This is a genomic window from Pedobacter kyonggii, from assembly GCF_004310665.1.
Lineage (GTDB): Bacteria > Bacteroidota > Bacteroidia > Sphingobacteriales > Sphingobacteriaceae > Pedobacter > Pedobacter kyonggii.
Genome location: NZ_SIXF01000010.1, coordinates 144,702 through 170,434 on the forward strand (window position 1 = coordinate 144,702; position 25,733 = coordinate 170,434).

Consider the following 25,733-nt stretch of genomic DNA (forward strand, 5'->3'; position numbering starts at 1 on the left):
AAACAAATTATACACGTGGACCATTCATAGCCGATAACATATTGCCATAAATTGCATTAAGCGATGATAGGTTTTTAGCCAACTTATTCACCTCTTCTTTAAACTGTTTCGAATCTTCCATCGATTCGTTAAAGTTCTGCATGGTTAATGATAAGTTTGAATAGAATTTATTCATCGATTTTAGGTGCGCGCTAGAATCTTGCAATTCTAATTCATACACTGCATTTAAAGCTGATAAATTTTTAGCCAAATTGTTAACCTGATCGTGGTAAGCCTGAGAATCTACTGTGCTCTCGCCCATTGCTTTCAAATTAGCGGTGGCTTTATCGAAAGATGCACTTAAATTATCGAAACCAGCTGAAGCTGTTTTAATTTTACCGGTAAATTCGTTGGTTGCGGTAGATGCATCTGCAACATTAGAAATAGTTGCCACTTTATCACCAAAAGTACGTAAACCAGAACCTAGGCTTTCAATCAATTCAGGACCGATTTTAGCATCTGATAACATTTTATCTAAAGCTGCGGTGTTCGACGCTGTTGCTGCAACTGGCCTGGCTGATGCCGTTGGTAATTCTCCTTTAAAATCTGCTTTTAATTCAGGGTAAACTCTTTCCCAAGCTGGTTCTGGCTCTGGTGGAAAGAATCCTGTTAAAAAGAATAAAAATGCCTCTACACCAAGACCAAGACCGATCATGTAGTTACCCATAATTCCACCAATGTGTAGAATTTTAAATAACGCTCCGATAATTACAATACTTGCTCCCCATGAAATCGCTACGTGTAACCAGCCTGGTTGTTTCTTTGCTGCCATAAAATTTTGATGTTTTTCTTTAGTTTTTAGTTTGTTTGGTTAATGTCTTAAGTCGGTACCAGGATAAGATGAAACGCATCTGAAACCAATATACGATCTTTGTGTATCCTGATATTCGTATGTTGCTACAGCATTTTGTAGAAAATAGCCCGTGTCTTTCCAAGAACCGCCTTTTACTACTTTACGCTTTTTGTATTTACTGTCCGTTGCACCAGCATCATAAGTAAAATTCGGGTTTAAATCGTGCAATAATGGACTTGCGCCTTTATTGTACGCAGTTAATGTCCATTCAGAAACATTCCCTGACATGTTGTATAAACCATAATCATTAGGGAAATACGATCTAACACCTACGGTATAAATCCCCCCATCGCTCGAATAATCGCCACGGCCTGGTTTAAAGTTAGCCTGTAAACATCCTTTTGTATTTCTAATGTAAGGACCGCCCCATGGATATTTGGTTTTGGTGTTGCCTCCTCTTGCCGCATATTCAAATTCAGTTTCGGCTGGCAATCTATAATCTGATCTAGATCCTGCGGGCAATTTTCTTGCTGTAGCAACTCCATCATATAATCTTGTTCTCCAATGAGAGAATGCTTTTGCCTGCTCCCAGCTTACACCAACTACCGGATAGTCATCGTAAGAAGGGTGGTTGTAGTAACCACGCACCATAGGATCGTTTTGTGAATAAGAATAATCTGTTTTCCATACCATGGTATCAGGATAAATAGCAACAGTATAACGATCGATGTAATCCTGGCGTTTGCTGTTTGGGTCTTTATGCCCCAGAGCAGCTTTCTCCATATTTAATTCGGCATAAGAATATTCGAATTTACGAACATCCAGTTCTTTTTTTCCTGGAAGTGCGTCCAATCCTGAGTAATACATGCCATCTAACTGGCTAACTTGAGCGGCAGCTGCACCCCTACCTTTATTGCGCCAGATGTTGGCACCGTTTGGTCCAACTTTCTTCCAGTCGATGTATTTATCCCCACCAACAGCATTTGCGGCATTTCCTTTAGGAGTAACCATAAATTGTTGAGGGTTGCCCATCATCACAATTGCAATCGAATCGCGTACCCAGTTGGTAAACTGGCGGTATTCTGCATTTGAAATCTCGGTCTGGTCCATAAAGAACGCGCTAATGGTAACCATTTTACTTGGCCCGTTCTGAGAGAAAGTAATATCTTCATCCGATCCTCCCAGTGGAGTATGCCCTGGCGGCACATAAACCATTCCTAGCGGGATTCTATCGTTTTTGAATTTTCGGTTATAAGCACCAACCAGCTCGCCTTGGCCGCCATGACCACAGCTTGCTAGCATTACAGTTATACCTACAATAGCTAGAAGGTAGATTTTCTTCATATTTTTTATAGTGTGCACAGCACGATTAGGAGCAATTTTATCAAAAATCACTGAAATTATCAACAAAAGCAAATATTTTACGTTAAATCATCACCCAAAGGCAATTAAAGTTAGGTTAACATTTCTCCAACAGCCTTATATCTTGTGCAACAACATGCGTAACTCTCTTATCAACAGTAAAGTTACGCATTTATTGTATTGACTTAAAATAAATTATTTATCGTATTATTTGTTAGATATTTTGATGTAATTTTCAATAGCCATCGTCATAGATGGAACGCCAGGGGTTGGTGCAGCAATATCCACTATCAGGTCCATATCCGAACAAGCCTTACTCGTGTTGGTTCCAAAAGCAGCAATCCGGGTATTATTCTGTTTAAAATCAGGGAAATTTTTAAATAACGACTGGATACTTGAGGGACTAAAAAATGCAATAACATCGTAGAATACTTCAGCTAAATCAGATAGATCGCTCACTACCGTTCTAAATAAAACTGCGGGGGTAAAATTATATCCACTTTTTTCCAAGAACTTCATCGTGTCTTCGGTAGCCATATCAGAGCAAGGATATAAAAACTTCTCGTTTGCATGTTTCTTTAGCACCTCTGCTAAATCTGCTGCAGTTTGTTTACCAAAAAAGATTTTACGCTTCCTATACTGAATATACTTCTGCAGATACAATGCAATAGTTTCAGACAGACAAAAATATTTCAGTTCTGCCGGCACTTCATAACGCATTTCTTCGCAGATTCTAAAAAAATGATCTGCTGCATTACGGCTGGTAAAAATTACTGCCGTAAAATCGGCCAGGTTAATCTTATCCTTTCTAAAGTCTCTTGCGGGCACACCTTCAACATGAATAAAGGACCTAAAATCAACTTTTAAGTTGTGTTTTTTGGCCAAATCGTAGTAAGGAGATTTTTCTGTTTCAGGTTTTGGTAAAGTAACCAAAATACTTTTTACTTTGCGGATTCTAGAGTCGTTCTTTTCTTGCATTTTCCTTTTTCCTGCTACAGTCCTATCGTTTTAATTAGTATTAGGATAGGACATATTTCGAGGGCGCAAAAGTACAAAAATAAATGCATTCTAGAAAACTTATTATTAGAAAGTATTGTTATACCTGCCCTCAGTAGCTGAAAAGCAAAAATAATGCCTAACAGTAAGAATGCCAACACGATATAAACCCCACCGTATTTAAGTGGCGATAAGGCGAAAGCAACTACTAAAGGAATAAATAGTAGGGATGCATTGAAGTAACTGAGGTACAAAATTGAGATATATTCGCCTACCGGTTTCTGCACATTGAACAGATAACCCAAAAAGCGTAAAAGAACCAGTTTAAGGGCATAAAAAACAATTATGGTAATCGATATACTAAAAAAGAACTTAAACCCATCTTTAGCCTGATACATATCATTCCACTGCGCTACCAGAAAAAAGAACATTCCAAAAACGAAACCAAACTGCACAAAAAGCAACAAAAATGGCCACGAACTAAACAGGTTATCTTCTTTGTTAATATTGTTCAAAATCCTGTTGCTGAAAAACGACTGAACGATTGCCGATAATTGTTTCGAAAAAGCATTTTTTAGAATGGCAAAGATGATAAGCATACCAAAAATAAATCCAAGCAAACCAACATTGCCTTTTGGGATTTTTGTCCCTAGTTGATAGGGATTTGCTTTTTTCTTTAAATGCTGGTATTTCTTTTGCCAAGCCAGTAGATCGAGTTTAGGAAAAAGATATTCCTTTTCGATGGTATCGAGCAAAGCCCCCTTATTAATTAAACTATCGGGAAGCACCCAAGTATGGTGAACAAGCGAATCGGTCGAAAATTTCTGTCTGGCAAGTGTTGCCGAATCGGGCCGGTATCTTCGATATCGATATTGATTCACCGCTACGCTATCTGTTTGAACAGGAATTTCTTGTGCTGCTGCAAAATTAGCAGACCATACAAACGTGAACAAAAAGAAAATAAATTTCGGCATGCTGTAAATCAAAACTTAAGATGCAAAAGTAGTCGAATAATCATTGTTTACCTAAAGAAAATAAATGGATTAATTAATAACTTTAGCAATAATGCAAAAATAGCATGCATTCAACAATGTCCAATTCAAAAAAGAAAACGCCAATATTCGGAATAACAACTGCAACTTCAGAAAAGCTAGATAAAAGGCGATGGAACAAAATCTTTAGGAGGATCGCAAAAATCCAGATTGTTAAACAGAAAGAACTTCCACATAAAATTTCAGCCGTCACAAACGTTTGGGATGGTAATAAAGATGGGAAAAGATACTTAAAAAACTACAGTAGCAAAGAAATGCGGAAGTAGTGTCATTCATTCAACTAGTAGCGGGAGTAAAGCTATTGCTTTACAAAAACAATAAAAAGTAAATATATAGCTTTACTTTCTTGTTATCCTAAAATTTATGCAACCTTTCAAACTACCTAACTAAATATTATGACAATAAAGAAAACCTAACTTCACTATCTTTGCGGCAATGTCTGGTATCTATATTCATATCCCTTTCTGTAAAAAGGCTTGTCACTATTGCGATTTTCATTTCAGCACTTCTTTAAAATATGCTGATGAAATGGTTGATGCGATCTGTAGGGAGATCAACATGAAGAAAGACAGGATTAGCGGACAGGTTGGAAGCATTTATTTTGGTGGCGGAACACCCTCTATTTTATCGCAGGCAGCTTTACAAAAGATTTTCGATGCCATTAATCACACTTTTTCGGTTGATGCAAATGCTGAAATTACCATCGAAACTAATCCCGATGATTTAACCGCCCAGAAATTAAAAGAGCTAAAACAGTTACCTGTTAACCGCTTTAGCGTTGGTATTCAATCTTTTTATGATGAAGATCTGATCTGGATGAACCGGGCACACCAGGCCCAGGAAGCAGAAGATTGCATCAGAAGAAGTCAGGACGCCGGTTTTGAAAATTTAACCCTCGATTTAATTTATGGTTATCCTTTACTTACCGATCAAAAATGGCTGAATAATATCCAAAAAGCAATTGAGCTCGAGGTTCCACATATTTCGGCCTATGCGCTCACGGTAGAACCCCGAACAGCTTTAGCTAATGCCATAAAAAGCAAAAAACAAACGCCCGTAAGCGATAACCAAAGTGCAGCTCAGTTTGTAATTTTAATGGATAAACTGATTAACGCCGGATTTGAACACTACGAAATTTCGAATTTTGCCAGGCCAAACCACTATGCCGTGCACAACACCAATTATTGGAAAGGCGTAGATTATATCGGCATTGGCCCATCGGCACATGGTTTTAATGGCCAAAACAGATACATGAACCCAGCGAATAATGCTTTGTATATAGAAACTTTAGGGCATAACAAACTCCCTGAAATTGTTGAGGAGTTAAATTTAAACGACAGATTTAACGAATACATCATGACTTCGCTCAGAACCATGTGGGGAACTGATTTACAAAAAATAAATACCGATTTCGGGAAAGACTTTTTAGCAGAAACAAAACACAACCTTAAAAATTTCGAGGATAAAGATTGGCTAGTAATTGACGGAGATAAAATCTGTTTAAGTCAAAACGGAAAATTATTTGCTGATCATATTGCTTCGGAATTATTTATTGTAGGAGATGAATGAGTGAATTGAGAAGGATTGAATTAGAGAATGACTGATTTAGCGATCAAAACATTCACTCATTCAAAACTCAATCATTCAATAATTAATTAAAATATATGTCAAAAATTGTATGGATTACAGGTGCATCGTCAGGTATTGGTGAGGCCTTGGTATATGAATATTTTAAAGCAGGCAATAAACTGATTATCTCGGGAAGAAACCGTGATGAGCTGTTCAGGGTAAAAGGAAACTGCCAAAACTCTTTTAATGTACATGTTTTACCATTCGATTTGAGTGAAACAACTACACTGGAAAACAAAGCTGCCGATGCCATCCGTATTTTTGGAAAAATAGATTTACTGATCAATAGCGGCGGCGTAAGTCAGCGAAGTTTAGCGCTCGAAACCAACCTGCAAACAGAACAACAAATTATGGACACCAATTTTTGGGGAACAGTTGTACTGAGCAAAGCGGTTGTGCCTTTGATGATCGCCAATGGTGGTGGACAGATAGCTGTAATTAGTAGCCTCGTTGGAAAATTCGGCACGAAATTCCGCTCTACTTATGCGGCATCAAAACATGCGCTACATGGTTACTTCGATTCAATCCGATCGGAAGTTTACGATAAAAACATCGATATTACCATAATCTGCCCAGGTTTTATCAAAACAAATGTAACCTACAATGCACTTACCGCCGATGGTAAGCCCTTAAATAAAATGGGTGATGCACACGAAAATGCCATGACTCCTGTCGAATGTGCAAAACAAATTATACAAGCTATTAGCAACAAAAAAGAAGAGGTTTATATTGGCGGAAAAGAAACCAGAGCAGTATTATTGAAACGCTTTTTCCCAAAGCTTTTTTCTAAAAAGGTAAGAACGGCGAAGGTGAACTAGCACTGCGTTTTGAGGTTGGCGCTAAGCGTGACCAGCGAAGTTTGTAAAGACCTGTAGTTAGGCCAGATCCTTGGTTAAATAAACCCGGTTAAAGCGATATCCATTTGGCGTTATTCTGAGCGTAGTCGAAGAATAGCCAAAAGATTAAGCGAAAAACGGGACTAGCCGACCCGAAGAACCGCTATCGTATCTTTACAAATCAAAAAAATAAAAATTAAAACACTAACAATCAACACATTAAAAATTATTTTTTATTTCTAAAAACCAAGTATCTGTAAGCCATCGTAAATGGAATCAAATAACAGAAACTTAAAAATTAGAAATAATGAAAAATTTAATCTTATCCGCATTTGCCGTAATTACCATGGCATTCACCACTCAAGTTTACGCTCAAAAAAACCCAATGGTTGGTGGCGCAGCCATGTATGTAACTAAAGATATTGTAGACAATGCAGTAAATTCAAAAGACCACACTACTTTGGTGGCAGCAGTTAAAGCTGCAGGTTTAGTTGAAACTTTAAAAAGTACTGGTCCTTTTACTGTTTTTGCACCAACAAACGCTGCGTTTGATAAACTTCCTGCCGGTACGGTAGACAATCTTGTTAAACCAGAAAACAAAGCCACCCTAACTACCATTTTAACTTACCATGTTGTGGCCGGAAAAATGGATAGCAAAGCAATTGCAAAAGCGATTAAAGCTGGCGGCGGCAAAGCTGAACTTACAACGGTACAAGGTGGTAAACTTTGGGCCTGGATGGAAGGCAAAAAATTAGTGCTAAAAGACGAAAAAGGTGGAATGAGCACTGTAACTATTGCAGATGTTTACCAAAAAAATGGTGTAATCCACGTTATTGATACTGTTTTAATGCCGAAGTAAATTTTAGATATCCTTATAATCAGTGTAAAACGTTCTGACTTTTGTTGGAACGTTTTTGCTTTTATAAAAATCACCTTAAGAACCATCTCATTCTTTTCATAAACGCGGATAAAACATGAAAAGATTTCCTCAGAAAACATATCTCAGCTACTTTGCGATTTTACATTTGCATTCTTACCTCATCACACTGGCGTTTTCTATTTAACCACACCATACTTTCTGACTTTTTTTGATGAATTGTCAGTTTTTTTTCAAGTTTTTGCATTTGTAATGTTTAGTGTTTTTAACTATTTAATTTTGCTGTATTAATAGTTTTTTAACATGAAATTCAATTTATCTCCAATAGATGTAGTTGAAGACATATCTAAATCAGATTTCGAGCGGAACTACCTTAAACCACGTAAACCACTGGTAATAAAAAATATGGCCAAAAATTGGCCTGCTTACCAAAAATGGACGATGGAATACATGAAAGAAGTAGTTGGTAATAAAACTGTACCACTTTACGACAGTTCTAAAGCCGATCCTTCTAAACCTATAAATGCCTCTGCTGCCGAAATGAAATTTAGTGATTATATTGATCTGATTAAAAAAACACCTACCGACCTGCGCATCTTTTTGTTCGATCCGATCAAATTTGCACCAAAGCTACTCGAAGATTATATCGCTCCGAAAGACTTAATGAGTGGTTTTTTAGATAGCTACCCTAATATGTTTTTTGGCGGTAAGGGATCAGTAACATTTTTACACTATGACATTGATTTAGCACACATTTTCCATACTCACTTTAATGGCCGTAAGCATGTAATCTTATTCGATTACAAATGGAAAGAACGCTTGTATCAAATCCCGTATGCCACTTATGCTTTAGAAGATTATGATGTAGAGAATCCCGATTTTGATAAATTTCCGGCTTTAAAGGGCGTTCAGGGCGTTGAAGCCTTTTTAGAACATGGCGATACCTTATTTATGCCAACCGGATATTGGCACTGGATGAAATACCTTGATGGTTCTTTCTCAATTAGTTTAAGGGCATGGGATAAAAGCTGGGCCGTGAAAGCAAAAAGCTTGTATAACTTAACTTTACAGCGTAAATTTGACGACTTTATGAAAGCAAATTACCGCGAAAAGTACATGCAATGGAAAGAAAACCTTGCAGTTAAAAGAGCAAGTCGAGCACTAGAAAAGAATTTACCAAAATAAGCGAAAAGAATAAAGACAACTATTAAATAGGATGATGAGGTTTGGACGCCAAACGCTTAACTCCCTACACAAAACTCAAACATGCATCCTAATATTATAAAAATCCAGGAAAGAATAGAGCCGCTTAGGCAAAAAATTATTAACCATAAAGTTTATTCGGCCATTAGTGAAATAGAAGATCTCCGGGTTTTTATGGAACACCACATTTTCGCTGTTTGGGATTTTATGTCGCTGCTTAAAGCCCTACAAACTAATTTAACCTGTACTACTTTGCCCTGGTTCCCGGTAGGTAATCCCGTTACCCGGCAATTGATCAATGAAATTGTAACAGGTGAAGAATCGGATGTGGATACCAATGGAGCCATAAAGAGCCATTTCGAGTTATATTTAGATGCCATGCATCAATGCGGTGCTAATACCAAACCCATCAATATCTTCTTACAGGAGCTAAAAAACGGGAGAAGTTTTAATGAAGCTTTCACGAAAGCTGATGTTCCTGCAGCGGCAAAGGATTTTGTAAATGCGACTTTCGAAACCATCAACAGTGGAAAAACACATTTACAGGCCGCAAGTTTTACTTTTGGCCGTGAGGATTTAATTCCAAACATGTTTTTTAGCATGATAAATGACCTGAACAGTACCCAGGCTGATAAAGTTTCGATCTTTAAATATTACCTAGAGCGCCATATCGAAGTAGATGGTGATCACCACAGCCATTTGGCACTCGCTATGACAGAGAAGCTTTGTGAACAAAATGAAGCCTTTTGGGCCGAAGCAGAAGAAACCACAATACAAGCCTTGCAGAAAAGGATCGACCTTTGGGACGCTGCCTATACCGAAATTGTCAAAAATAAAGTTGAGGCGTAATTATTAAATTGTTAAGTATTTACTAATTTTAGATTACGTGATTTTAGTCACATTTAACTGTTAACATCAATTTTGTAAAATAAAATTTACACATTTGTTGTTCGGCACAAATAACCGATTTTAAGCGCATGAGTTTCATTTTAAAACCTGTTGATATCGTTGAGAGCATCACTCCCGAAGATTTTAAGAAAAATTATCTGAAAACTAAACGTCCGTTAGTAATCAGGGGCCTAACTAAAGACTGGCCTGCCAGAGAAAAATGGACAACTGAATATTTAAAGGAAATTGGTGGCGAGCTTGAAGTTCCACTTTACGACAACTCAAAAGCCGATCCATCTAAACCAATCAATGCAGCTACGGCGCATATGAAATTTGGCGATTACCTTGACCTAATCAAACGTGAGCCAACTGAACTGCGTATATTCTTTTTTAACCTGTTTAAAAAAGTGCCTAGTTTAATTAATGATGTAAAAATCCCAAAAGATTTAATGGGTGGTTTTATCGAAAGTATGCCTGCTATGTTTTTTGGCGGTTCTAACTCGGTAACCTTCTTACATTATGATATCGATTTACCGCATATTTTCCATACTCACTTTGGTGGCAGAAAGCACATCGTTCTTTTCGACAACAAATGGAAAGACAGATTGTATTGCCTGCCAAATGCAACTTATGCTTTAGAAGATTATGATGTGGCCAACCCCGATTTCGAAAAATTCCCGGCACTAAATGGTGTCGAAGGTTATGAAGTTTTCTTAGAGCATGGCGATACTTTGTTTATGCCAACCGGCATGTGGCACTGGATGAAATATCTGGATGGCTCATTCTCTTTAAGCTTAAGAGCCTGGGATCAATCAATTACACGCAAAGTAGCCAGTGTTTGGAGTTTATTTACCCACGGCGCTATAGACAGTTTAATCAAAATGACTTTCAAAGAAAAATACGCTCATTGGAGAGAGAAAAAAGCAGTTAAAATTGCCGAAAGGGCTTTAGCCAAAGGCAGACCATAGAAAAGTATTGAAAAAGTAAAATACAACGGGGCATCAGATACGATAGCCCCGTTTTTTATTATTATTGCGTTTAAACACGGAGAATTAAAAAATCAGACACCTAAAATGGAAAATAATATCCTTAGCGAAAAAGAAAAAATGCTGGCTGGCAAAGCTTATCAGGCTGGTGGCAAAGAACTATCAAAAGAAAGATTAAAAGCGCGTGAAATTGTTTTCGAGTTTAATAACCTCGCACCGAAATTTATCAAACAACGCAAAGAGTTATTAAAAAGGTTATTCGGAAAAACAGAAAGAATGTTTTATGTAGAACCTCCATTTAGATGCGATTATGGCTACAACATCGAAATCGGCGATAATTTTTACGCCAATTTTAACCTTGTTATTTTAGACTGCGCCAAGGTACGCATTGGCAATAGCGTTTTCATTGCACCAAACGTAGCTATTTATACCGCAGGCCATCCTATCCATGCGCATTTACGCGATCAGGAATATGAATGGGCACAGGAAGTGACCATTGGCAATAGTGTTTGGATCGGCGGCAATGTAGTGATTAATCCAGGGGTAAAAATCGGATCTAATGTGGTAGTCGGATCAGGTAGTGTTGTAACCAGGGATATTCCTGATAATGTTTTTGCCGCAGGGAACCCATGTAGGGTAATCCGCCAGTTAACAGATGCTGATAAGGATTATTATTATAAAGATTTTAAGTTGGGGGAGTAAGAAATCCATCTTCCCCGTTTTTAACCAGGATGCACGAAAAAGCGATTTTATCGCCATTAATTTATTCTAGAGGCTGTATTATAAATCTAGTTTCATTAGAATTTGTCACGTTGAGCCTTTCGAAACGCCTTATACGGGTTATGGCAGGTCCTTCGACATGCTCAGTATGACAATTTTATAAGCTTATTGCATTACGATTCCCAATCAAGTTGAGAATTACGATTTGAGCAAAACCTTCCATCCTTAGCTACTATGATCGGCAACTACTTTCCATTCGCCCTTAATTTTTTTAATTAACAAGGTAAAATATCCTTTAAGTTCATCCTTTTCACGTTTAACATTCCAGCTGCCCAATACAAAAGCCAAATCGGGCTTTAAAAAATCGACCTTTTTAATTCCAAATATTAAAAAACCCATCGCCGATTTATCCGGATAGCCTTTTTTATAATTATCCAGGGTTTTTTGCCAGCCATAAGTTGGTCCGTTTTTACCTACAAAAAGTAAACTATCCGATTTTTCATAACCCTGCATAAAGGCTTCAACATCGCCTTTGTTCCAATCTGTACGTTGCTTTTCGAGTAAATTAAGTATGGCCTGTTTATCTTTCGCATTTTGAGCAAAAGCGCTAAAGGAAACTAAAAACAATGCAATTACAAGTATTCTTTTCATGGTTATTTAAGTTGAGGTAAAAATTAAAGATATGAAACAAATTATTTTGTTCCATGAGGAAAAATTCTTTATTTACATATCTATAAATCTTCTATGCAAAATAAAGTAATCACAATTGGCGAAATACTATGGGATGTTTTCCCAGAGGGTAAAAAAGCTGGCGGCTCGAGCATGAACGTTGCGCTTAATTTACACAAACAAAGTATAGATAGCAGTTTTATTAGCGCAATTGGTGATGATGAAAATGGAAAAGAGCTATTCGATTTTTTAGCCAGCAATCATTTTGCAACTGATTTAATTCAAGTAAATGCCGAATTACCAACCAGTACGGTTGTGGTGCAGCTGGATGAAAACCATCAGGCCACGTATACGATTAAACAACCGGCAGCATGGGATGACATCAAAATCAGCGATAAAAACATAGCCGCTGTAAAACAGGCCGATGCCTTAGTATATTGCAGCTTAACCTGCAGAGCGGAAGAATCTAAAAAAACCATTCTTACACTTTTAGAAAATGCCAAGACTAAAATATTCGACATAAACCTTCGCGCTCCTTTTTATACCATAGAATTAATTGAAACACTTTTGGCAAAAGCTGATATCCTTAAAATAAATGAAGATGAAATTTTATGGGTAAAAAAATCTTTTGGCTTAAGCGGTAATACAGATGAGCAACTTTTAAAACAACTTTCGGGTCAGTTTAATATCGAAATCATCTGCCTTACACTTGGTGATAAAGGTGCCTGTGTTTTAAAAGATGGCAAATTGTTTAAACACCCTGGCTATAAGGTGCAGGTGGCCGATACAGTTGGTGCGGGCGATGCTTTTTTGGCTACATTTATTGCTTGTTACCTACAGGGTTACCCTATGGAAACCACATTAGATAACGCCTGCAAAGTTGGGGCATTTGTAGCCTCTCAGCCTGGCGCAAACCCCAATTACAACAAAAAGATTTATCATATGGCATTGGGATAAGCTGCGGGTTTCGCGTTAGGGATTGTAAGGGTTCAGTACCGATTAAGCAGCTGTTTTTATTTAATTACGGTATGCTTGCTTGTTTCACAGGTCTTCATCGGTACCGGAGCGAAGCGCAGCCCTGAAAAAGCCCGCTCCTTTCCCATTTTTCACGGGATTGGGGAACGCCCAGATCAGTTTGACAGTTTTCAGTTGGCAATTCAATCTGCTTTGTTCTTTCAGCTTTTACCTTCCTGCTTGTCTCCAAATATGACACCACGCTTAAATTAATGCAAAGCGAAACTTTTATCTTCGATAAATCGTTAATACAAGCACATGAGAGGTTTTCGTTTTTCTGATTATAAGCCGGGCGATACGCCAAAGGGTGGGTTCGATGAGTTGCTGAAATTATTTAGCGAACTGCTGAATTATACAGCTGGAGATGCAGCAGAGGCTTTAAGCTGGCTGAATGAGCTCGACAAGCAATATAAACTAACCAATAATGATTATGGCATTGGTAATTTTATCGACGACCTGAAGGACAAAGGTTATCTTACGGAAGACAATCAATCTGGGGAATTTAAAATAACAGCCAAAACCGAACAGACCATCCGCAAATCGGCCCTTGATGAAATTTTTGGGAAACTAAAAAAATCAGGACGGGGAAACCACAACAGTAACCAATCGGGTGTTGGCGAAGAGAAAAATGCCGATAGACGCGAATATAGTTTTGGGGATAGTTTAGATCAGATTGATATGACTGCTTCTATCCACAATGCGCAGATCAACCACGGTATTGGCGATTTCACCTTAACCGATCGCGATCTGGAAGTAGAGGAAAAGGATTTTAAAACCTTAACATCTACCGTATTGATGATCGATATTTCGCACTCGATGATCCTATATGGTGAAGACCGGATTACCCCTGCAAAAAAAGTTGCGATGGCTTTGGCCGAGCTGATTAAAACGAAATACCCTAAAGATACTTTAGACATTGTGGTTTTCGGTAATGACGCCTGGCCAATTAGCGTGAAAGACCTACCTTATTTACAGGTTGGCCCTTACCATACCAATACCTATGCGGGATTAGAATTGGCTGCTGATTTACTACGTCGAAGAAAAACGCATAATAAGCAGATTTTCATGATTACCGACGGAAAACCAACCTGCTTAAAAGAAAATGGCAAGTACTATAAAAACAGCATGGGTTTGGATAGAAAGGTAATTAATAAAACCTTAAACATGGCTGCCCAATGTAAGCGCCTAAAGATTCCGATTACTACATTTATGATTGCCAAAGACCCTTACCTGCAACAGTTTGTGCGCCAGTTTACCGAAATTAATGGCGGCAGGGCTTTTTATAGCTCGCTAAATGGCTTGGGAGAATACATTTTTGAAGATTACATTAAAAACAGACGTAAGACAGTTAAATAAGGTAGAGGGTAAAAGGTGGAAGGTTAAGGTAAAACCCAAAGCCGAAAAGACCTATCTAACAAGTCTTAGAAAACATTTAAACCAGGGAAGATTTAGCGATTGATGTTGCGTGCCGCAAACTTAAACCCTAAACCCTAAACGTTAAACCTATTTTAAAAGATGCAAAACACCACATTAGGCGAATTAAAAACCACAGGATATAAATCGAGATCTGTAAAAGAAGAGCTTAGGGAAAATCTGATTAAAGTTCTCCGCGATAAAAAAACTGAATTTGAGGGCATTATCGGCTACGATGAAACCGTTATTCCGGAGTTACAGACCGCAATCTTATCACGCCACAATATTTTACTTTTAGGTTTACGTGGGCAGGCAAAAACACGGATTGCCCGTTTAATGGTAAACCTACTGGATGAATATGTGCCATATGTTGCCGGAAGTGAGATTTTTGATGACCCTTTGAACCCGATTTCATGGTACGCGAAAAACGAAATTGCCATAAAAGGAGATGATACTGAAATTGCCTGGTTGCACCGTAGCGAAAGGTATACCGAAAAACTGGCCACGCCCGACGTTACTGTTGCCGATTTAATTGGCGATGTTGACCCCATTAAAGCCGCAACATTGAAATTAACCTATAATGATGAGCGTGTAATCCACTTTGGTTTAATTCCGCGTGCACACCGCAGCATATTCGTGATTAACGAACTTCCGGATTTACAGGCCCGTATTCAGGTGGCATTATTTAACATGCTACAGGAGAAAGATATTCAGATCCGCGGTTTTAAACTGCGTTTACCCCTGGATATCCAGTTTGTATTTACCGCAAACCCAGAAGATTATACCAACCGTGGAAGCATTGTTACACCGTTGAAAGATAGGATTGAAAGTCAGATTTTGACACACTACCCTAAAACCATCGAAATTTCGCGCAAAATTACTTTTCAGGAGGCAAAATTAACCCCCGATCAAAAAGCCAATATTGAGGCCGATGGATTGGTAAAGGATTTAATCGAGCAGATTGCTTTTGAGGCACGTAAAAGTGAATATATCGATCAAAAGTCAGGTGTTTCAGCCAGGTTAACCATTTCTGCTTATGAAAATTTAATCAGCACGGCTGAAAGAAGAATGCTGATTGCAGGCGAGAAAAATACTTTTGTACGTTTATCTGACCTTGCGGGAATTATCCCGGCAATAACCGGCAAAATAGAACTGGTTTACGAAGGCGAACTGGAAGGGCCAGCACATGTAGCCACAACCTTAATCGGGAAAGCAGTTAAAACGTTGTTTGCGCGTTACTTCCCAGATCCAGAAAAGGCAAAGAAAAGCAAAACGGCAAATCCTTATACTGAAGTAACTGAATGGTTTACAGAAGGCAACAATGTAGATGTTACTGATACTTTAACCAATGCACAGTATAAAAAAGCGCTGATGCTGGTGCCAAGTTTATACGATCTGGTAAAGAAGTTTCATCCTAAATTAAGCGAAAATCAAACTTTATTGTTAATGGAATTCGTACTGCATGGTTTAGCTGAATATTCGCAATTGAGCAAAAATTATTTAAACGGTGGCTTTGGTTTCGCTGATATGTTTGGCAGTTTATTTAACGCCGAATTTGACGAAGAAGAGGATGAAGACGATTTCAGATAAAATTAATGGAGTTTAACGGATATCTTTTATCGCTAAAGTTAAAACAAGAGCACCTTCCTAATGGATATCCGTTTAATATTCCATGCTTAAAATCTTTTGAAAAGTTAGACTTCCATCCTAATGTTACATTTTTTACCGGCGAAAACGGGGTTGGAAAATCAACTTTGATTGAAGCTATTGCAGTTTATCTTGGTTTCAATGCAGAGGGTGGAGGTAAAAATTTCAATTTTAAAAGCACAGCAACACATTCTGCATTGCATAACTTCCTCAGTATAACCAAAGGATTTAAACAAATTAAAGATGGTTATTTTTTAAGGGGGGAGAGTTTTTACAATGTTGCCAGCGAGATTGACAAACTTGATGAAGAACCCTTCTCTTCACCTAAAATAATAGATTCTTATGGAGGCATTTCTTTACATGAACAATCGCACGGAGAATCTTTTTGGTCGCTATTTATGAATCGTTTTAGTGGCCATGGTGTTTATATACTGGATGAACCTGAATCGGCCCTTTCGGCTACAAAACAAATTGCCATGTTATCCAAAATCAATAATTTGGTAAATAAAAATGCCCAATTCATCATCGCCACCCACTCTCCGATATTATTGTCCTATCCCAATGCCTGGATATACGAAATGTCGGAAAATAAGATAGCTAAGGTTAAATACGAGGAATCGGAAGTTTATCGAGTTTATAAAGCTTTTTTAGATCACCCTCAACGAATATTAGATAATTTATTTACTTCAAATACTTAATTTAGACAGGTCAAACAAACCTGTCTAAATTTTTAATTTAACTCGAATAACCCGATTGTATGGGAAGACTACCTTTCATCATTGCTGCCTGCATATTTATCATTGCTTTTGACATTTATTGTTACAAAGCCATTATTGCTGTTTTTAAAAAATGGAAACCGACTACTAAAAAAGTATTTGCCATTGCGTATTGGAGTTATAACCTGCTTTTGATTTTCGGCGTTTTCTGTGGAATATACCTCAACCTTTTCCTTACGTTAAGGGCCATTATTTTGGTTGCCTTCTTTTTAACCGTTGCCTGTAAAATGGCTATGCTCCCATTTTTGATCTTGGATGATTTACGAAGGTTATTCATTAAAATTTTCAGGAGGAACAAAAAAAGTGAAGGCTCAACGGCACAAAATACAACAGCAGAACCCATTTCACGCTCTGAGTTTCTGGTTAAAGCCGGATTGGTGGCAGCAGCAGTACCCTTAACTTCATTAAGCTGGGGCATTATTTCTGGCGCATACGATTATCAGGTGCGACGGGTAAATTTAATCCTCCCTAACCTACCCAAAGCTTTTGACGGCATTACCATGGGGCAGATTTCTGATATCCACTCTGGAAGCTTTTACAACAAAACAGCCGTAAAGGGCGGTGTAGAAATGCTATTGGGCGAGAAACCCGATTTCGTTTTTTTTACCGGCGATTTAGTGAATAACCTTACCAACGAGGTAAGAGATTATCAGGATATATTTTCGAAAGTAAAAGCACCTCTAGGTGTATATTCAACATTGGGAAACCACGATTATGGTGATTATTTTTTTGGCAAAGAATCTTCTCCTGCCAAGGTAAAAAACCTGAAAGATATGGTTGATGTGCATAAAGTAATGGGTTACAATTTACTAATGAACGAAAACAGGAGATTAAAAGTAGATGGAGAAGAAATCGGAATTTTAGGTATCGAAAACTGGGGAATGGGCCGTTTCCCTAAATATGGAAAAATGGAGCTTGCAGTTCAGCATACAGACGATTTACCAGTTAAACTTTTGCTTAGTCACGATCCTTCGCATTGGCGTGGAGAGGTTCTAAAGAAATACCCGCAAATAGATGCGATGTTCAGTGGCCATACACATGGAATGCAGTTTGGCGTTCGTTTCAAAGAGGTTCAATGGAGCCCGGTACAATACATTTATAAAGAATGGGCGGGTTTATACCAGGAGCAAAAACAACAGCTTTATGTTAATGTAGGCTATGGCTTTTTAGGTTATCCGGGTAGGGTTGGTATTTTACCTGAGATTACAATATTTACTTTAAAAAGAGCATAGTAAATAAAACTCGTCATTTCGATCCGATAGCTATCGGATGAAGTGCAACGAAATGGAGAAATCTATAAAAATATGTAAGTAAATCACCCATAGATTTCTCCGCTACAGTCGAAATTCCAGTGCCGTCAGATGTTACCATCTGACATGTTATATAACCGTCAGATGGTAACATCTGACGGCATAATAATTATCCCGCATTAAAGCGATAACCTACCCCCCTAACTGTCTGTAACAACTGCGGATTATCAGGATTCAATTCTATCTTCTTACGTAAGCGCACAATATGCATATCAAGCGTTCTGGTGTTCACATCAGAGTTGTAACCCCACACCACCAGCATCAATTCATCACGGTTGATTACTTTACCCGGGTTGCGCAAGAAATAAAGGAGGATACGGTTTTCCAATATCGTTAACTCGATTTTCTTTCCATCTCTAAACAACGTGTGGATGTTTGGATGGTGTTCCATATTGCCAAAACGGTGAATTTCGGCAGTATCTTTATTCACGATGAATTTCACCTTGCTCTCCAACATTGCAACCAAAACATCCATATTAAATGGTTTGGTGATATAATCAGATGCACCAAAGTTATAGGCATCAATTTTATCAACATCCTGCGCTTTAGCAGTCATCATAATGATCAGGTTTTCGAATCCTTGCTTACGCACATTCTCGCAAACTTCAGCGCCCTGTTTACCTGGCATCATCCAATCCAATAAAACAATATCGGGCTGATCGGCAACAATCATTCTTTCACCAGCTTCGCCATCATTTGCTTCAAGCACAGTATAACCTTCAGCCTTTAAACGGTGGGCCACAAGAAAGCGAAGATTTTCATCATCTTCTACAATTAATATTTTTACTTCTTTTGACATTTGTATGTGTATTTTATTTGCGGTTGTAATATTGAAACGCTGTACTGTTTAAAGGTTTAAACTCAACTTAAAATCTTCCAACCTGTAACCTTTCAACTCCTAAAAATTTAACTATTATAAGGCAGTACTATTTTAAATTCGGTACCATTTCCTACTTTACTTTTTACAGAGATTTCTCCATCCATAAAGTTAACCAGTTCTTTGCAGAATGCCAAACCCAGGCCTACACTGCCCATTTGGTTATACTCATTCTGAATCCTGAAAAACTTCTTAAATATATTATTTAATTCTGATGCTGCGATACCTATTCCCTTATCGGCAAACCGGAAAACCAGCAGCCCTTTAATCAACTTTGCACTAACGTGTAATTTTTTCTGTTCTGGCTTCGAATATTTGTAGGCATTTTCTGCCAGATTATCGAATAAACTCCCCAATAATACCGGATCAGTAATAAAGGTTTTAAAGCCCGCCACCTCATAGGTAATCTTAAAATCGGGATGTTTTAACGTATGCGATTCAATGGTACTTTCAATAAAATCTACAATATTAACTTCTTCCTGGTTCAGTTTAATCGCCTTATTTTCGATCTGCGTAAAGGCCAATAACTTATTCATTAAACCATTCAGCTTATCGGCTTCTTCATCCAGTATCTTGCCATAAAGTTGCTGTTCCCTTTGACTTAATGCGGGAGCACTCTTAATATTGTTTCCTGCAATCTTAATCACGCTGACGGGCGTTTTAAACTCATGCGTAAGGTTATTCACAAAATCGTACTGCAGCTTAAACATTTTGCTATTGATGTTCAGGTTACGGTAAATTAAAAAAGCAACCAATAAGAGCACACCGTATACCAATAAAAGCACCAGGGCAATCGGCATGAAGTAAATAAAAATTTCCTTCTTGATGTAAGATTTTGATGAAATGAGGTACAGCTTAAAATCAGAAAATGCACCCGGCAGGGCAATTTCGGTGTTAATATTTTCATCAGAAGTATCAATCGGATCGTAAGTCAACGGCTCAATTCTAATCGTTTGGTACAATAATGGTCTGGTATTGATGATCTTGATTTTATGCGCATCGAGATTAAAAACCAGTACATCCTGTTGATAAACAGGTGCTGGATCTAACTTCCGCCTGATCATATCTTTATAGGCCCTTAAATCCTCCCGGCGGGGAATATTTAAATAGGTGATTTTATTTTCATTCGAGTTAACGATAGAAAAATTAGTAAACAATTCCTCTTGTGTAGGCACCGATGCTGTATCCAGATCCTCAACAAAAGTGGCAAGTTTAATGGCTATTGCATTAAAATCGCTTCCCACGTTAAAAGATCTGGTATTATCTTCTGAATATAATTTTACCGAATCGGGCTTAACACCTTTACCAAACTGAAAAATAGATTTAGGGCCAATACCTAAGTGGTTTGCATTGATCCCATCCTTAACAGGAACATTCTTTACCTCTGTGTCGTAAAAAGTAACCTTCGAGATAAAAGGATACTTTAGCATCACGGTATCTACAAACTTTGCTGCCGTAGAAGAATCTAAAAAGCCACTATAATACGAAATCTCGGGCATTTTATTCTGAAAGAAATCGTTATAAGGCTTAATACTTTGCTCTAGCACGTTTACCTTCTCAGATACAAAATCGTTCTCGATCGATTTCTTGCTGTAGTTAAACGCTAAAAAAAGCGATAGGATAAAAAGAATGGAAATGAGTATAATGAAGGTTATACCGAGAGAGAAATTTTTACGATATCCACTTTTTTTATCTAAGGCCATACCCTATTTCTTACCTAGATTTTCCTGTAAAAATTCTTCTAATGCTTTGTACAAAGCCGTTCTGCTTTGTTGACGTACTATTGGGTTTGGGCCTTCTTCCTTTTCGATATAGGTAACCCGAATATTCCGTTTTTTCAGCTCTTTGATAAACTGAACACCTTCTGCTACATTAACACGTGGATCTTTAGGATTCTGTGCGATAAAAACAGGCGATTTAAACCGATCGGCATGGAAAACAGGCGATGCAAACCGCATATAATCGGTATCAGTTACCGGATTGCCAACAATTTCATAATACATCTGCAAATTCGCTTTTAAAAACGGCGGGATGGTTTTCAGGTAACTAAACAAATTGATTACTCCTGAATTTGATCCACCACATTTATAAAGATCGGGATTTTTATACAAACAATTTAATGCAATATAACCACCAAAACCATTGCCATAAATAGCGATTTTTTTAGGATTAGCAATGTTTTGCGCAATTAACCACCTTATCCCATCATTAACGTCTTCCTGGATTTTATCGCCCCACTGCTTAAAACCAGCGGCATAAAAAGATTTACCATAACCGGTAGACCCACGATAGTTTACCTGCAAAACAGCATAACCACGGTTAGCCAAGAATTGAACCTCTGCATTATAACCCCAGCTATTTCGCCCTGCAGGGCCATTATGCGGCAGCACCACTACAGGTAAATTAACAGCCTTTTTATTTTTGGGCAAGGTTAAATAACCGTTAATGGTTAAATTATCCGAGCTTTTAAAACAGATTGGTTTCATGGCACTCATATCGCCCTGTTTAATAGATGGGCTAATATCAGTTAGTTTTTTAAGTTTATTCTCGCTAACGGTATAGAGATAATAAGAACCTGGATTTTTATCGGTAAATGTTCTTACCACAAAAACCTTGTCCATTTTATCTTTATCCATAATCTTCCATTCAGTACCTGGCAAAAGCCTATCTATTTTCGAATAGGTAACCTTAGTACTTTCATCAAGATAATATTTTTCTTTTTTCCAGGTTTCGCAGGTTACAAAAAGCATTTTCTTTTGTGCCCTCGAATATTTTACATCTACCACGTTTAAGGTATCGTTTGCAAAAAGAACCTGTTTTTCTTTACCTGTTTTTAAATCGAGCGCCACTAGCGCATTCTTATCCCTATCTACATTTGAAATGACATAAAGTACATTGGGTTGGCTTTCGGAGAAGGCAACTGGCTGTAAAGTGGTTTCGAAATTATTGGTAATTACCGGAGCAAAGGCCTGGTTTTCGTTTTGCCGGTACATTAAAGTTTCGTTCACTCCATCACTCGCTACAGCAATTTTCAGCACCCCTCTGTTATCTGTCATCCATTCGGTAATATTGCCAGGATTTTTAGCTGCAATATCCATTTTACCATTCCGAACATTTAAACGGTAAACATCGAAAACTGTCGAATCGCGTTTATTGGATGCAACAATAATGTATTTATCATCAATCAACTGATCTTCTATTACCCTTAACCTGTTTTTCTCGTTTGCACTCAGTTGAACCTGCTTGCTTCCATCTTTATTGATGACGAAAATATCCGATTTACGCTCTTTAGATTCGTCTTCAGTATAATAAATCAACTCGTTATTGCTGGTCCAGAAATGAAAACTGATATTCTTCCCATTCAAATGGGTTAACTGAAGACTATTTCCGGTAGCAAGATCTTCAACAAAAAGATCAAGTTTTTTATCATGAAGCTTTAAGTAAGAAAGACTTTTCCCATCCGGAGAAATGCGATAATAGGCTTTATCCTGCGTTTTAAAAAAATCGTCCACAGGAATAGTATCATCGTTAGTGCCTTTACAGGCCCAGATCAATGCAACCATTAACAATAGAAAAATCTTTTTTAGCATAAATAAATCCTTTACGGGATGACAAAAATAAGTATCATAACAACTTAACCGCGATTTACACCAACAATGTTACTTATGCAATCAATAATAAGTCGTGGTTCAATTTAGTATTTATAAAATACCTACAAAATAAAATACAGGTAACATTTAAAATACGTTTAATATCAATTGGCACTTTAGCTAAAGATGTATTAAAATGTTACATTTAAAACTTATAATTTAGGGTTTATGAACCGCTTGCTTTTCATCATATTCTTATCGCTAACACTTGGGGCCAATGCACAGATTTTCCGCCCGAACCAACAGGTTGCACCCGATGAAAGTACTTTAGCCATTCAATATTACCAGGACGGCGATTATGAAAAAGCCGTTGTTCTGCTTGAGAAACTCTATGCCATACCGAATAACGAGGCTTATTTCGATATTTATTTCAATACACTGGTAAAATTGAAACGTTATGATGTTGCCGAAAAATTAGTTAAAAAGGAAATCAGGAAAAGTCCACAGAGTGATCTCTATCCAATAGCACTGGGCAAACTTTATCAGGAGAAGGGTGATGTATTAGCGGCAAACAAGATTTTTACAGATGTAATTAATAAACTTCCGAAAGATGAATTTAAGATCAGGAATTTAGCCAATAGTTTTTATCGTTTTGAAAATTATGAATTTGCGGTTCAAACTTTTAAGCAGGGCAGAAAACTGTTGGGCAACGATCAACTCTTTGTCTTTGAGCTATTGAACATCTACCGTTTTAAAAAGGATAAGCCCATGCTCATGCAAGAGTACCTTGATGCCATGGGCACCATGCCGCAGCTTTTACCGCAGGCTGAAGCCGTACTGGCCTCTATTTTTGAGGACAAAAACGATTACCAAACCTTTCAGGCAGCTATTTTAAGAAAAATACAGAAAGAGCCCGATGCCGAAATTTATATTCAGTTACTTACCTGGAATTATATCCAACAACAGGAATTTGATATGGCCCTGCGCCAGCTAATTGCATACGATAAACGCACCAAAGCTGATGGAGGCACCTTATTTAATGCCATTTATACATTTGTTGACAATGGCGCATACGAAACGGCGATTAAAGCCTACGATTACCTGTTAACTAAAGGAAAGGATAACCAGTATTATCTTCCTTCAAAAATAGAAATGCTGAATACCAAGTATAACCTGCGTACTAATGGGAAATATACGATAGCCGACCTTGACCTGTTAGCGAAAGATTATCAGGCCTTACTGGACGAAAACGGTAAGAACAGAAACACACTTTTCGCGATAAAAAAACTCGCAAACTTGCAGGCTTATTATTTAAACCAGCCCAGTAACGCGGAAAAAGAACTAGAAGAAGCAATAAAAATGCCTGGCATTAACGATCAGGACTTAGGCCAGTTAAAACTCGATTTAGGCGATATTTATATTTTAACCAACCAACCCTGGGAAGCTTTTTTAGTTTACGAGCAAGTGAGCAAACAATTTGAAGGACAGCCCATAGGAAATGAGGCACGTTTCAGGAGCGCTAAACTTTCCTTTTATCAGGGTAATTTCGAATACAGCAATGGCCAATGTCAGGTTTTAAAGGCCGCAACTTCACAACTCATTGCAAACGATGCCTTGAACCTGAGTTTACTGATTAACGATAATATTCAAACCCCTGCAGATAGCAACGCACTAAAAATGTATGCCGATGCAGAGATGCTTTTATTCAGAAACCTCCCTGAGCGTGCCGTTAAAAAAATGGATAGTATTGCGATAGCATTTCCACAAAATAGCCTAGCCGACGCGATAATGATGAGTAAAGCAAGAATTTTCATCAAAGTAAACGATTTCCAAAAAGCAGCCGATATCTTGAAAAAGGTAACTGAAGATTTTAAAGATGGAATTTGGACAGACGATGCGCTTTTTACCTTGGGCGATCTTTATGAAAAGAAATTGAACGACATTGCACAGGCCAAAATCTATTTCCAGAAACTGATTACGGATTACCCGGGGAGCATGTTCAGTGCCGAAGCAAGAAAAAGGTTTAGGAATTTACGCGGAGACGGGGTTTAATTAGCTCAATGGTTCATTAGTCATTAGTTCATTCGTAATGGTTAATCGGTTAATTGTTGTAACTGGTTAATTGCCCCATACGCTCAACGCCAAACGCTATAACGTTTCCAATCCCAAACCACCACATTCCATTCTACCGCGCTGTTATCTGTATAAGTATGAATAACCTCGAAACCAATACGTTTATGTGCATTCATCGATCGTAAATTGATGCTTGCAATTTCGGTGATTGCGAAATCGTATTTAGATTTAAAATAATCTTTATAAGCGTGATAACATTGATCGAATAAACCCTTACCCCGATAATTCTGACCAACACAAACCTGGCCTACAACAATATACGAATAAGAAGAAACAAATTTACCGTGATATTGGATGTGATCGAAACTTTCGTACATTTCAACCAATCTCGGGATAGCATTCTTAGACTGCTCGGTCATTGCTAACACATAAGCTACAACCAATTCTCCATCTCTTGCAATAATGTTGGGTTCATGCTGATGCATTTTTTCCAGATCATCAAGTGAATGCGAAACGGTGACGAAACCCTGTTCTTTTATTTGCTCAGAGGTTAAATCTTTTTTTAGGTTTTGTTTTTGAAGCTCAAGAATGCCTTCAAGTTCTTTGGTAGTAGAAGATTTGGTAATGATAATCATTTGTGGATATAGATGGCATTAGACATCTAGTGCAATAATAGTTAAGGTTAGCAACAAAATGAAGCAAATTCCTGCCAAGATTAAAATTCTGGCACCATGCTGCCTATCGGTTAAGGAATAAGAAAACACTTTTTCACCTGTACTTAGTGTTCTCTTTTTCTTCATAATATCCCAACCGATAACCAATCCTAAAATGCCGCCGAAAATTGCAGTTAGGTAACCAGTATAAATATAATTTCGAGTGGAATTGTCTATTTTTTGAGAGGCGTTATTTCGTATCATGCTTAAAAACAATGGGATTCGTCAAATTTAGCAGATTGACACCACTTTAAAGAATAAAAACCACTA

At 37.7% G+C, this 25,733-nt stretch carries 23 protein-coding genes; 13 read left to right on the forward strand and 10 right to left on the reverse strand.

Going from position 1 to position 25,733, the window contains the following annotated elements; all coding sequences use genetic code 11:
• Positions 1 to 7 precede the first annotated feature (7 nt).
• The 4 genes from porL to EYS08_RS12625 form a co-directional block, all read right to left on the reverse strand.
• Positions 8 to 811, reverse strand: a complete 804-nt coding sequence (gene porL / locus EYS08_RS12610) for a type IX secretion system motor protein PorL/GldL (protein ID WP_131030374.1) — start codon at positions 809 to 811, stop codon at positions 8 to 10.
• A 39-nt stretch (positions 812 to 850) separates the two neighbouring features.
• Positions 851 to 2,176: a T9SS ring complex lipoprotein PorK/GldK gene (gene porK, locus EYS08_RS12615; RefSeq protein WP_131030375.1), complete on the reverse strand. Its 1,326-nt coding sequence runs from the start codon at positions 2,174 to 2,176 to the stop codon at positions 851 to 853.
• A 225-nt stretch (positions 2,177 to 2,401) separates the two neighbouring features.
• On the reverse strand, positions 2,402 to 3,172 hold the full coding sequence (locus EYS08_RS12620; protein ID WP_131030376.1) for a uroporphyrinogen-III synthase: 771 nt from the start codon (positions 3,170 to 3,172) through the stop codon (positions 2,402 to 2,404).
• 14 nt (positions 3,173 to 3,186) lie between these two features.
• On the reverse strand, positions 3,187 to 4,164 hold the full coding sequence (locus EYS08_RS12625) for a DUF4271 domain-containing protein (RefSeq protein ID WP_131030377.1): 978 nt from the start codon (positions 4,162 to 4,164) through the stop codon (positions 3,187 to 3,189).
• A gap of 513 nt (positions 4,165 to 4,677) precedes the next feature.
• Between EYS08_RS12625 and hemW the strand changes: the two genes are divergently transcribed.
• From hemW to EYS08_RS12665, 7 genes are all read left to right on the forward strand, one after another.
• Positions 4,678 to 5,811, forward strand: coding sequence for a radical SAM family heme chaperone HemW (gene hemW / locus EYS08_RS12635; protein WP_131030379.1), 1,134 nt, complete (start codon positions 4,678 to 4,680; stop codon positions 5,809 to 5,811).
• A 95-nt stretch (positions 5,812 to 5,906) separates the two neighbouring features.
• Complete coding sequence (locus EYS08_RS12640; RefSeq protein WP_131030380.1) at positions 5,907 to 6,689, forward strand: SDR family oxidoreductase; 783 nt, start codon at positions 5,907 to 5,909, stop codon at positions 6,687 to 6,689.
• Between the two features lie 325 nt (positions 6,690 to 7,014).
• Positions 7,015 to 7,566: a fasciclin domain-containing protein gene (locus EYS08_RS12645; protein ID WP_131030381.1), complete on the forward strand. Its 552-nt coding sequence runs from the start codon at positions 7,015 to 7,017 to the stop codon at positions 7,564 to 7,566.
• Between the two features lie 321 nt (positions 7,567 to 7,887).
• Positions 7,888 to 8,769, forward strand: coding sequence for a cupin-like domain-containing protein (locus EYS08_RS12650; RefSeq protein ID WP_131030382.1), 882 nt, complete (start codon positions 7,888 to 7,890; stop codon positions 8,767 to 8,769).
• 81 nt (positions 8,770 to 8,850) lie between these two features.
• Positions 8,851 to 9,636 carry a DUF3050 domain-containing protein gene (locus tag EYS08_RS12655; protein WP_131030383.1) on the forward strand — a complete coding sequence of 262 codons (786 nt, stop codon included), beginning with the start codon at positions 8,851 to 8,853 and terminating at the stop codon, positions 9,634 to 9,636.
• 128 nt (positions 9,637 to 9,764) lie between these two features.
• The gene (locus tag EYS08_RS12660; protein WP_029274179.1) at positions 9,765 to 10,643 is read left to right on the forward strand and encodes a cupin-like domain-containing protein; all 879 of its coding nucleotides are present in this window, start codon (positions 9,765 to 9,767) and stop codon (positions 10,641 to 10,643) included.
• A 105-nt stretch (positions 10,644 to 10,748) separates the two neighbouring features.
• Complete coding sequence (locus EYS08_RS12665; protein WP_244215944.1) at positions 10,749 to 11,363, forward strand: sugar O-acetyltransferase; 615 nt, start codon at positions 10,749 to 10,751, stop codon at positions 11,361 to 11,363.
• 243 nt (positions 11,364 to 11,606) lie between these two features.
• On the opposite strand, the gene EYS08_RS12670 is transcribed toward EYS08_RS12665, so the two are convergent.
• Positions 11,607 to 12,032: a YybH family protein gene (locus tag EYS08_RS12670; protein WP_131030384.1), complete on the reverse strand. Its 426-nt coding sequence runs from the start codon at positions 12,030 to 12,032 to the stop codon at positions 11,607 to 11,609.
• Positions 12,033 to 12,125: 93 nt separating this feature from the next.
• On the opposite strand from EYS08_RS12670, the gene EYS08_RS12675 reads away from it, so the two are divergent.
• The 5 genes from EYS08_RS12675 (at position 12,126) to EYS08_RS12695 (ending at position 18,132) form a co-directional block, all read left to right on the forward strand.
• Complete coding sequence (locus EYS08_RS12675) at positions 12,126 to 13,007, forward strand: carbohydrate kinase family protein (protein WP_131030385.1); 882 nt, start codon at positions 12,126 to 12,128, stop codon at positions 13,005 to 13,007.
• A gap of 315 nt (positions 13,008 to 13,322) precedes the next feature.
• Positions 13,323 to 14,420, forward strand: a complete 1,098-nt coding sequence (locus tag EYS08_RS12680) for a vWA domain-containing protein (RefSeq protein WP_131030386.1) — start codon at positions 13,323 to 13,325, stop codon at positions 14,418 to 14,420.
• 159 nt (positions 14,421 to 14,579) lie between these two features.
• Positions 14,580 to 16,067: a sigma 54-interacting transcriptional regulator gene (locus EYS08_RS12685; RefSeq protein ID WP_131030387.1), complete on the forward strand. Its 1,488-nt coding sequence runs from the start codon at positions 14,580 to 14,582 to the stop codon at positions 16,065 to 16,067.
• Between the two features lie 5 nt (positions 16,068 to 16,072).
• A complete protein-coding gene (locus EYS08_RS12690) occupies positions 16,073 to 16,822 on the forward strand; it encodes an AAA family ATPase (RefSeq protein WP_131030388.1) in 750 nt (249 codons plus the stop codon).
• 59 nt (positions 16,823 to 16,881) lie between these two features.
• Positions 16,882 to 18,132 carry a metallophosphoesterase gene (locus EYS08_RS12695; RefSeq protein WP_131030389.1) on the forward strand — a complete coding sequence of 417 codons (1,251 nt, stop codon included), beginning with the start codon at positions 16,882 to 16,884 and terminating at the stop codon, positions 18,130 to 18,132.
• Positions 18,133 to 18,319: 187 nt separating this feature from the next.
• On the opposite strand, the gene EYS08_RS12700 is transcribed toward EYS08_RS12695, so the two are convergent.
• The 3 genes from EYS08_RS12700 to EYS08_RS12710 form a co-directional block, all read right to left on the reverse strand.
• On the reverse strand, positions 18,320 to 19,009 hold the full coding sequence (locus tag EYS08_RS12700; protein WP_029274172.1) for a response regulator transcription factor: 690 nt from the start codon (positions 19,007 to 19,009) through the stop codon (positions 18,320 to 18,322).
• 107 nt (positions 19,010 to 19,116) lie between these two features.
• Entirely contained in the window at positions 19,117 to 20,790 is a 1,674-nt protein-coding gene (locus EYS08_RS12705) for a sensor histidine kinase (RefSeq protein WP_131030390.1), read from the reverse strand.
• 3 nt (positions 20,791 to 20,793) lie between these two features.
• Positions 20,794 to 22,677 carry a S9 family peptidase gene (locus EYS08_RS12710; RefSeq protein WP_131030391.1) on the reverse strand — a complete coding sequence of 628 codons (1,884 nt, stop codon included), beginning with the start codon at positions 22,675 to 22,677 and terminating at the stop codon, positions 20,794 to 20,796.
• A gap of 228 nt (positions 22,678 to 22,905) precedes the next feature.
• Between EYS08_RS12710 and EYS08_RS12715 the strand changes: the two genes are divergently transcribed.
• The gene (locus EYS08_RS12715; protein WP_131030392.1) at positions 22,906 to 24,729 is read left to right on the forward strand and encodes a tetratricopeptide repeat protein; all 1,824 of its coding nucleotides are present in this window, start codon (positions 22,906 to 22,908) and stop codon (positions 24,727 to 24,729) included.
• 83 nt (positions 24,730 to 24,812) lie between these two features.
• Here the strand turns inward: EYS08_RS12715 and EYS08_RS12720 are convergent, their stop codons facing one another.
• Positions 24,813 to 25,385, reverse strand: coding sequence for a GNAT family N-acetyltransferase (locus EYS08_RS12720; RefSeq protein WP_131030393.1), 573 nt, complete (start codon positions 25,383 to 25,385; stop codon positions 24,813 to 24,815).
• 18 nt (positions 25,386 to 25,403) lie between these two features.
• The gene (locus tag EYS08_RS12725) at positions 25,404 to 25,667 is read right to left on the reverse strand and encodes a hypothetical protein (RefSeq protein WP_131030394.1); all 264 of its coding nucleotides are present in this window, start codon (positions 25,665 to 25,667) and stop codon (positions 25,404 to 25,406) included.
• Between the last annotated feature and the right edge of the window lie 66 nt (positions 25,668 to 25,733).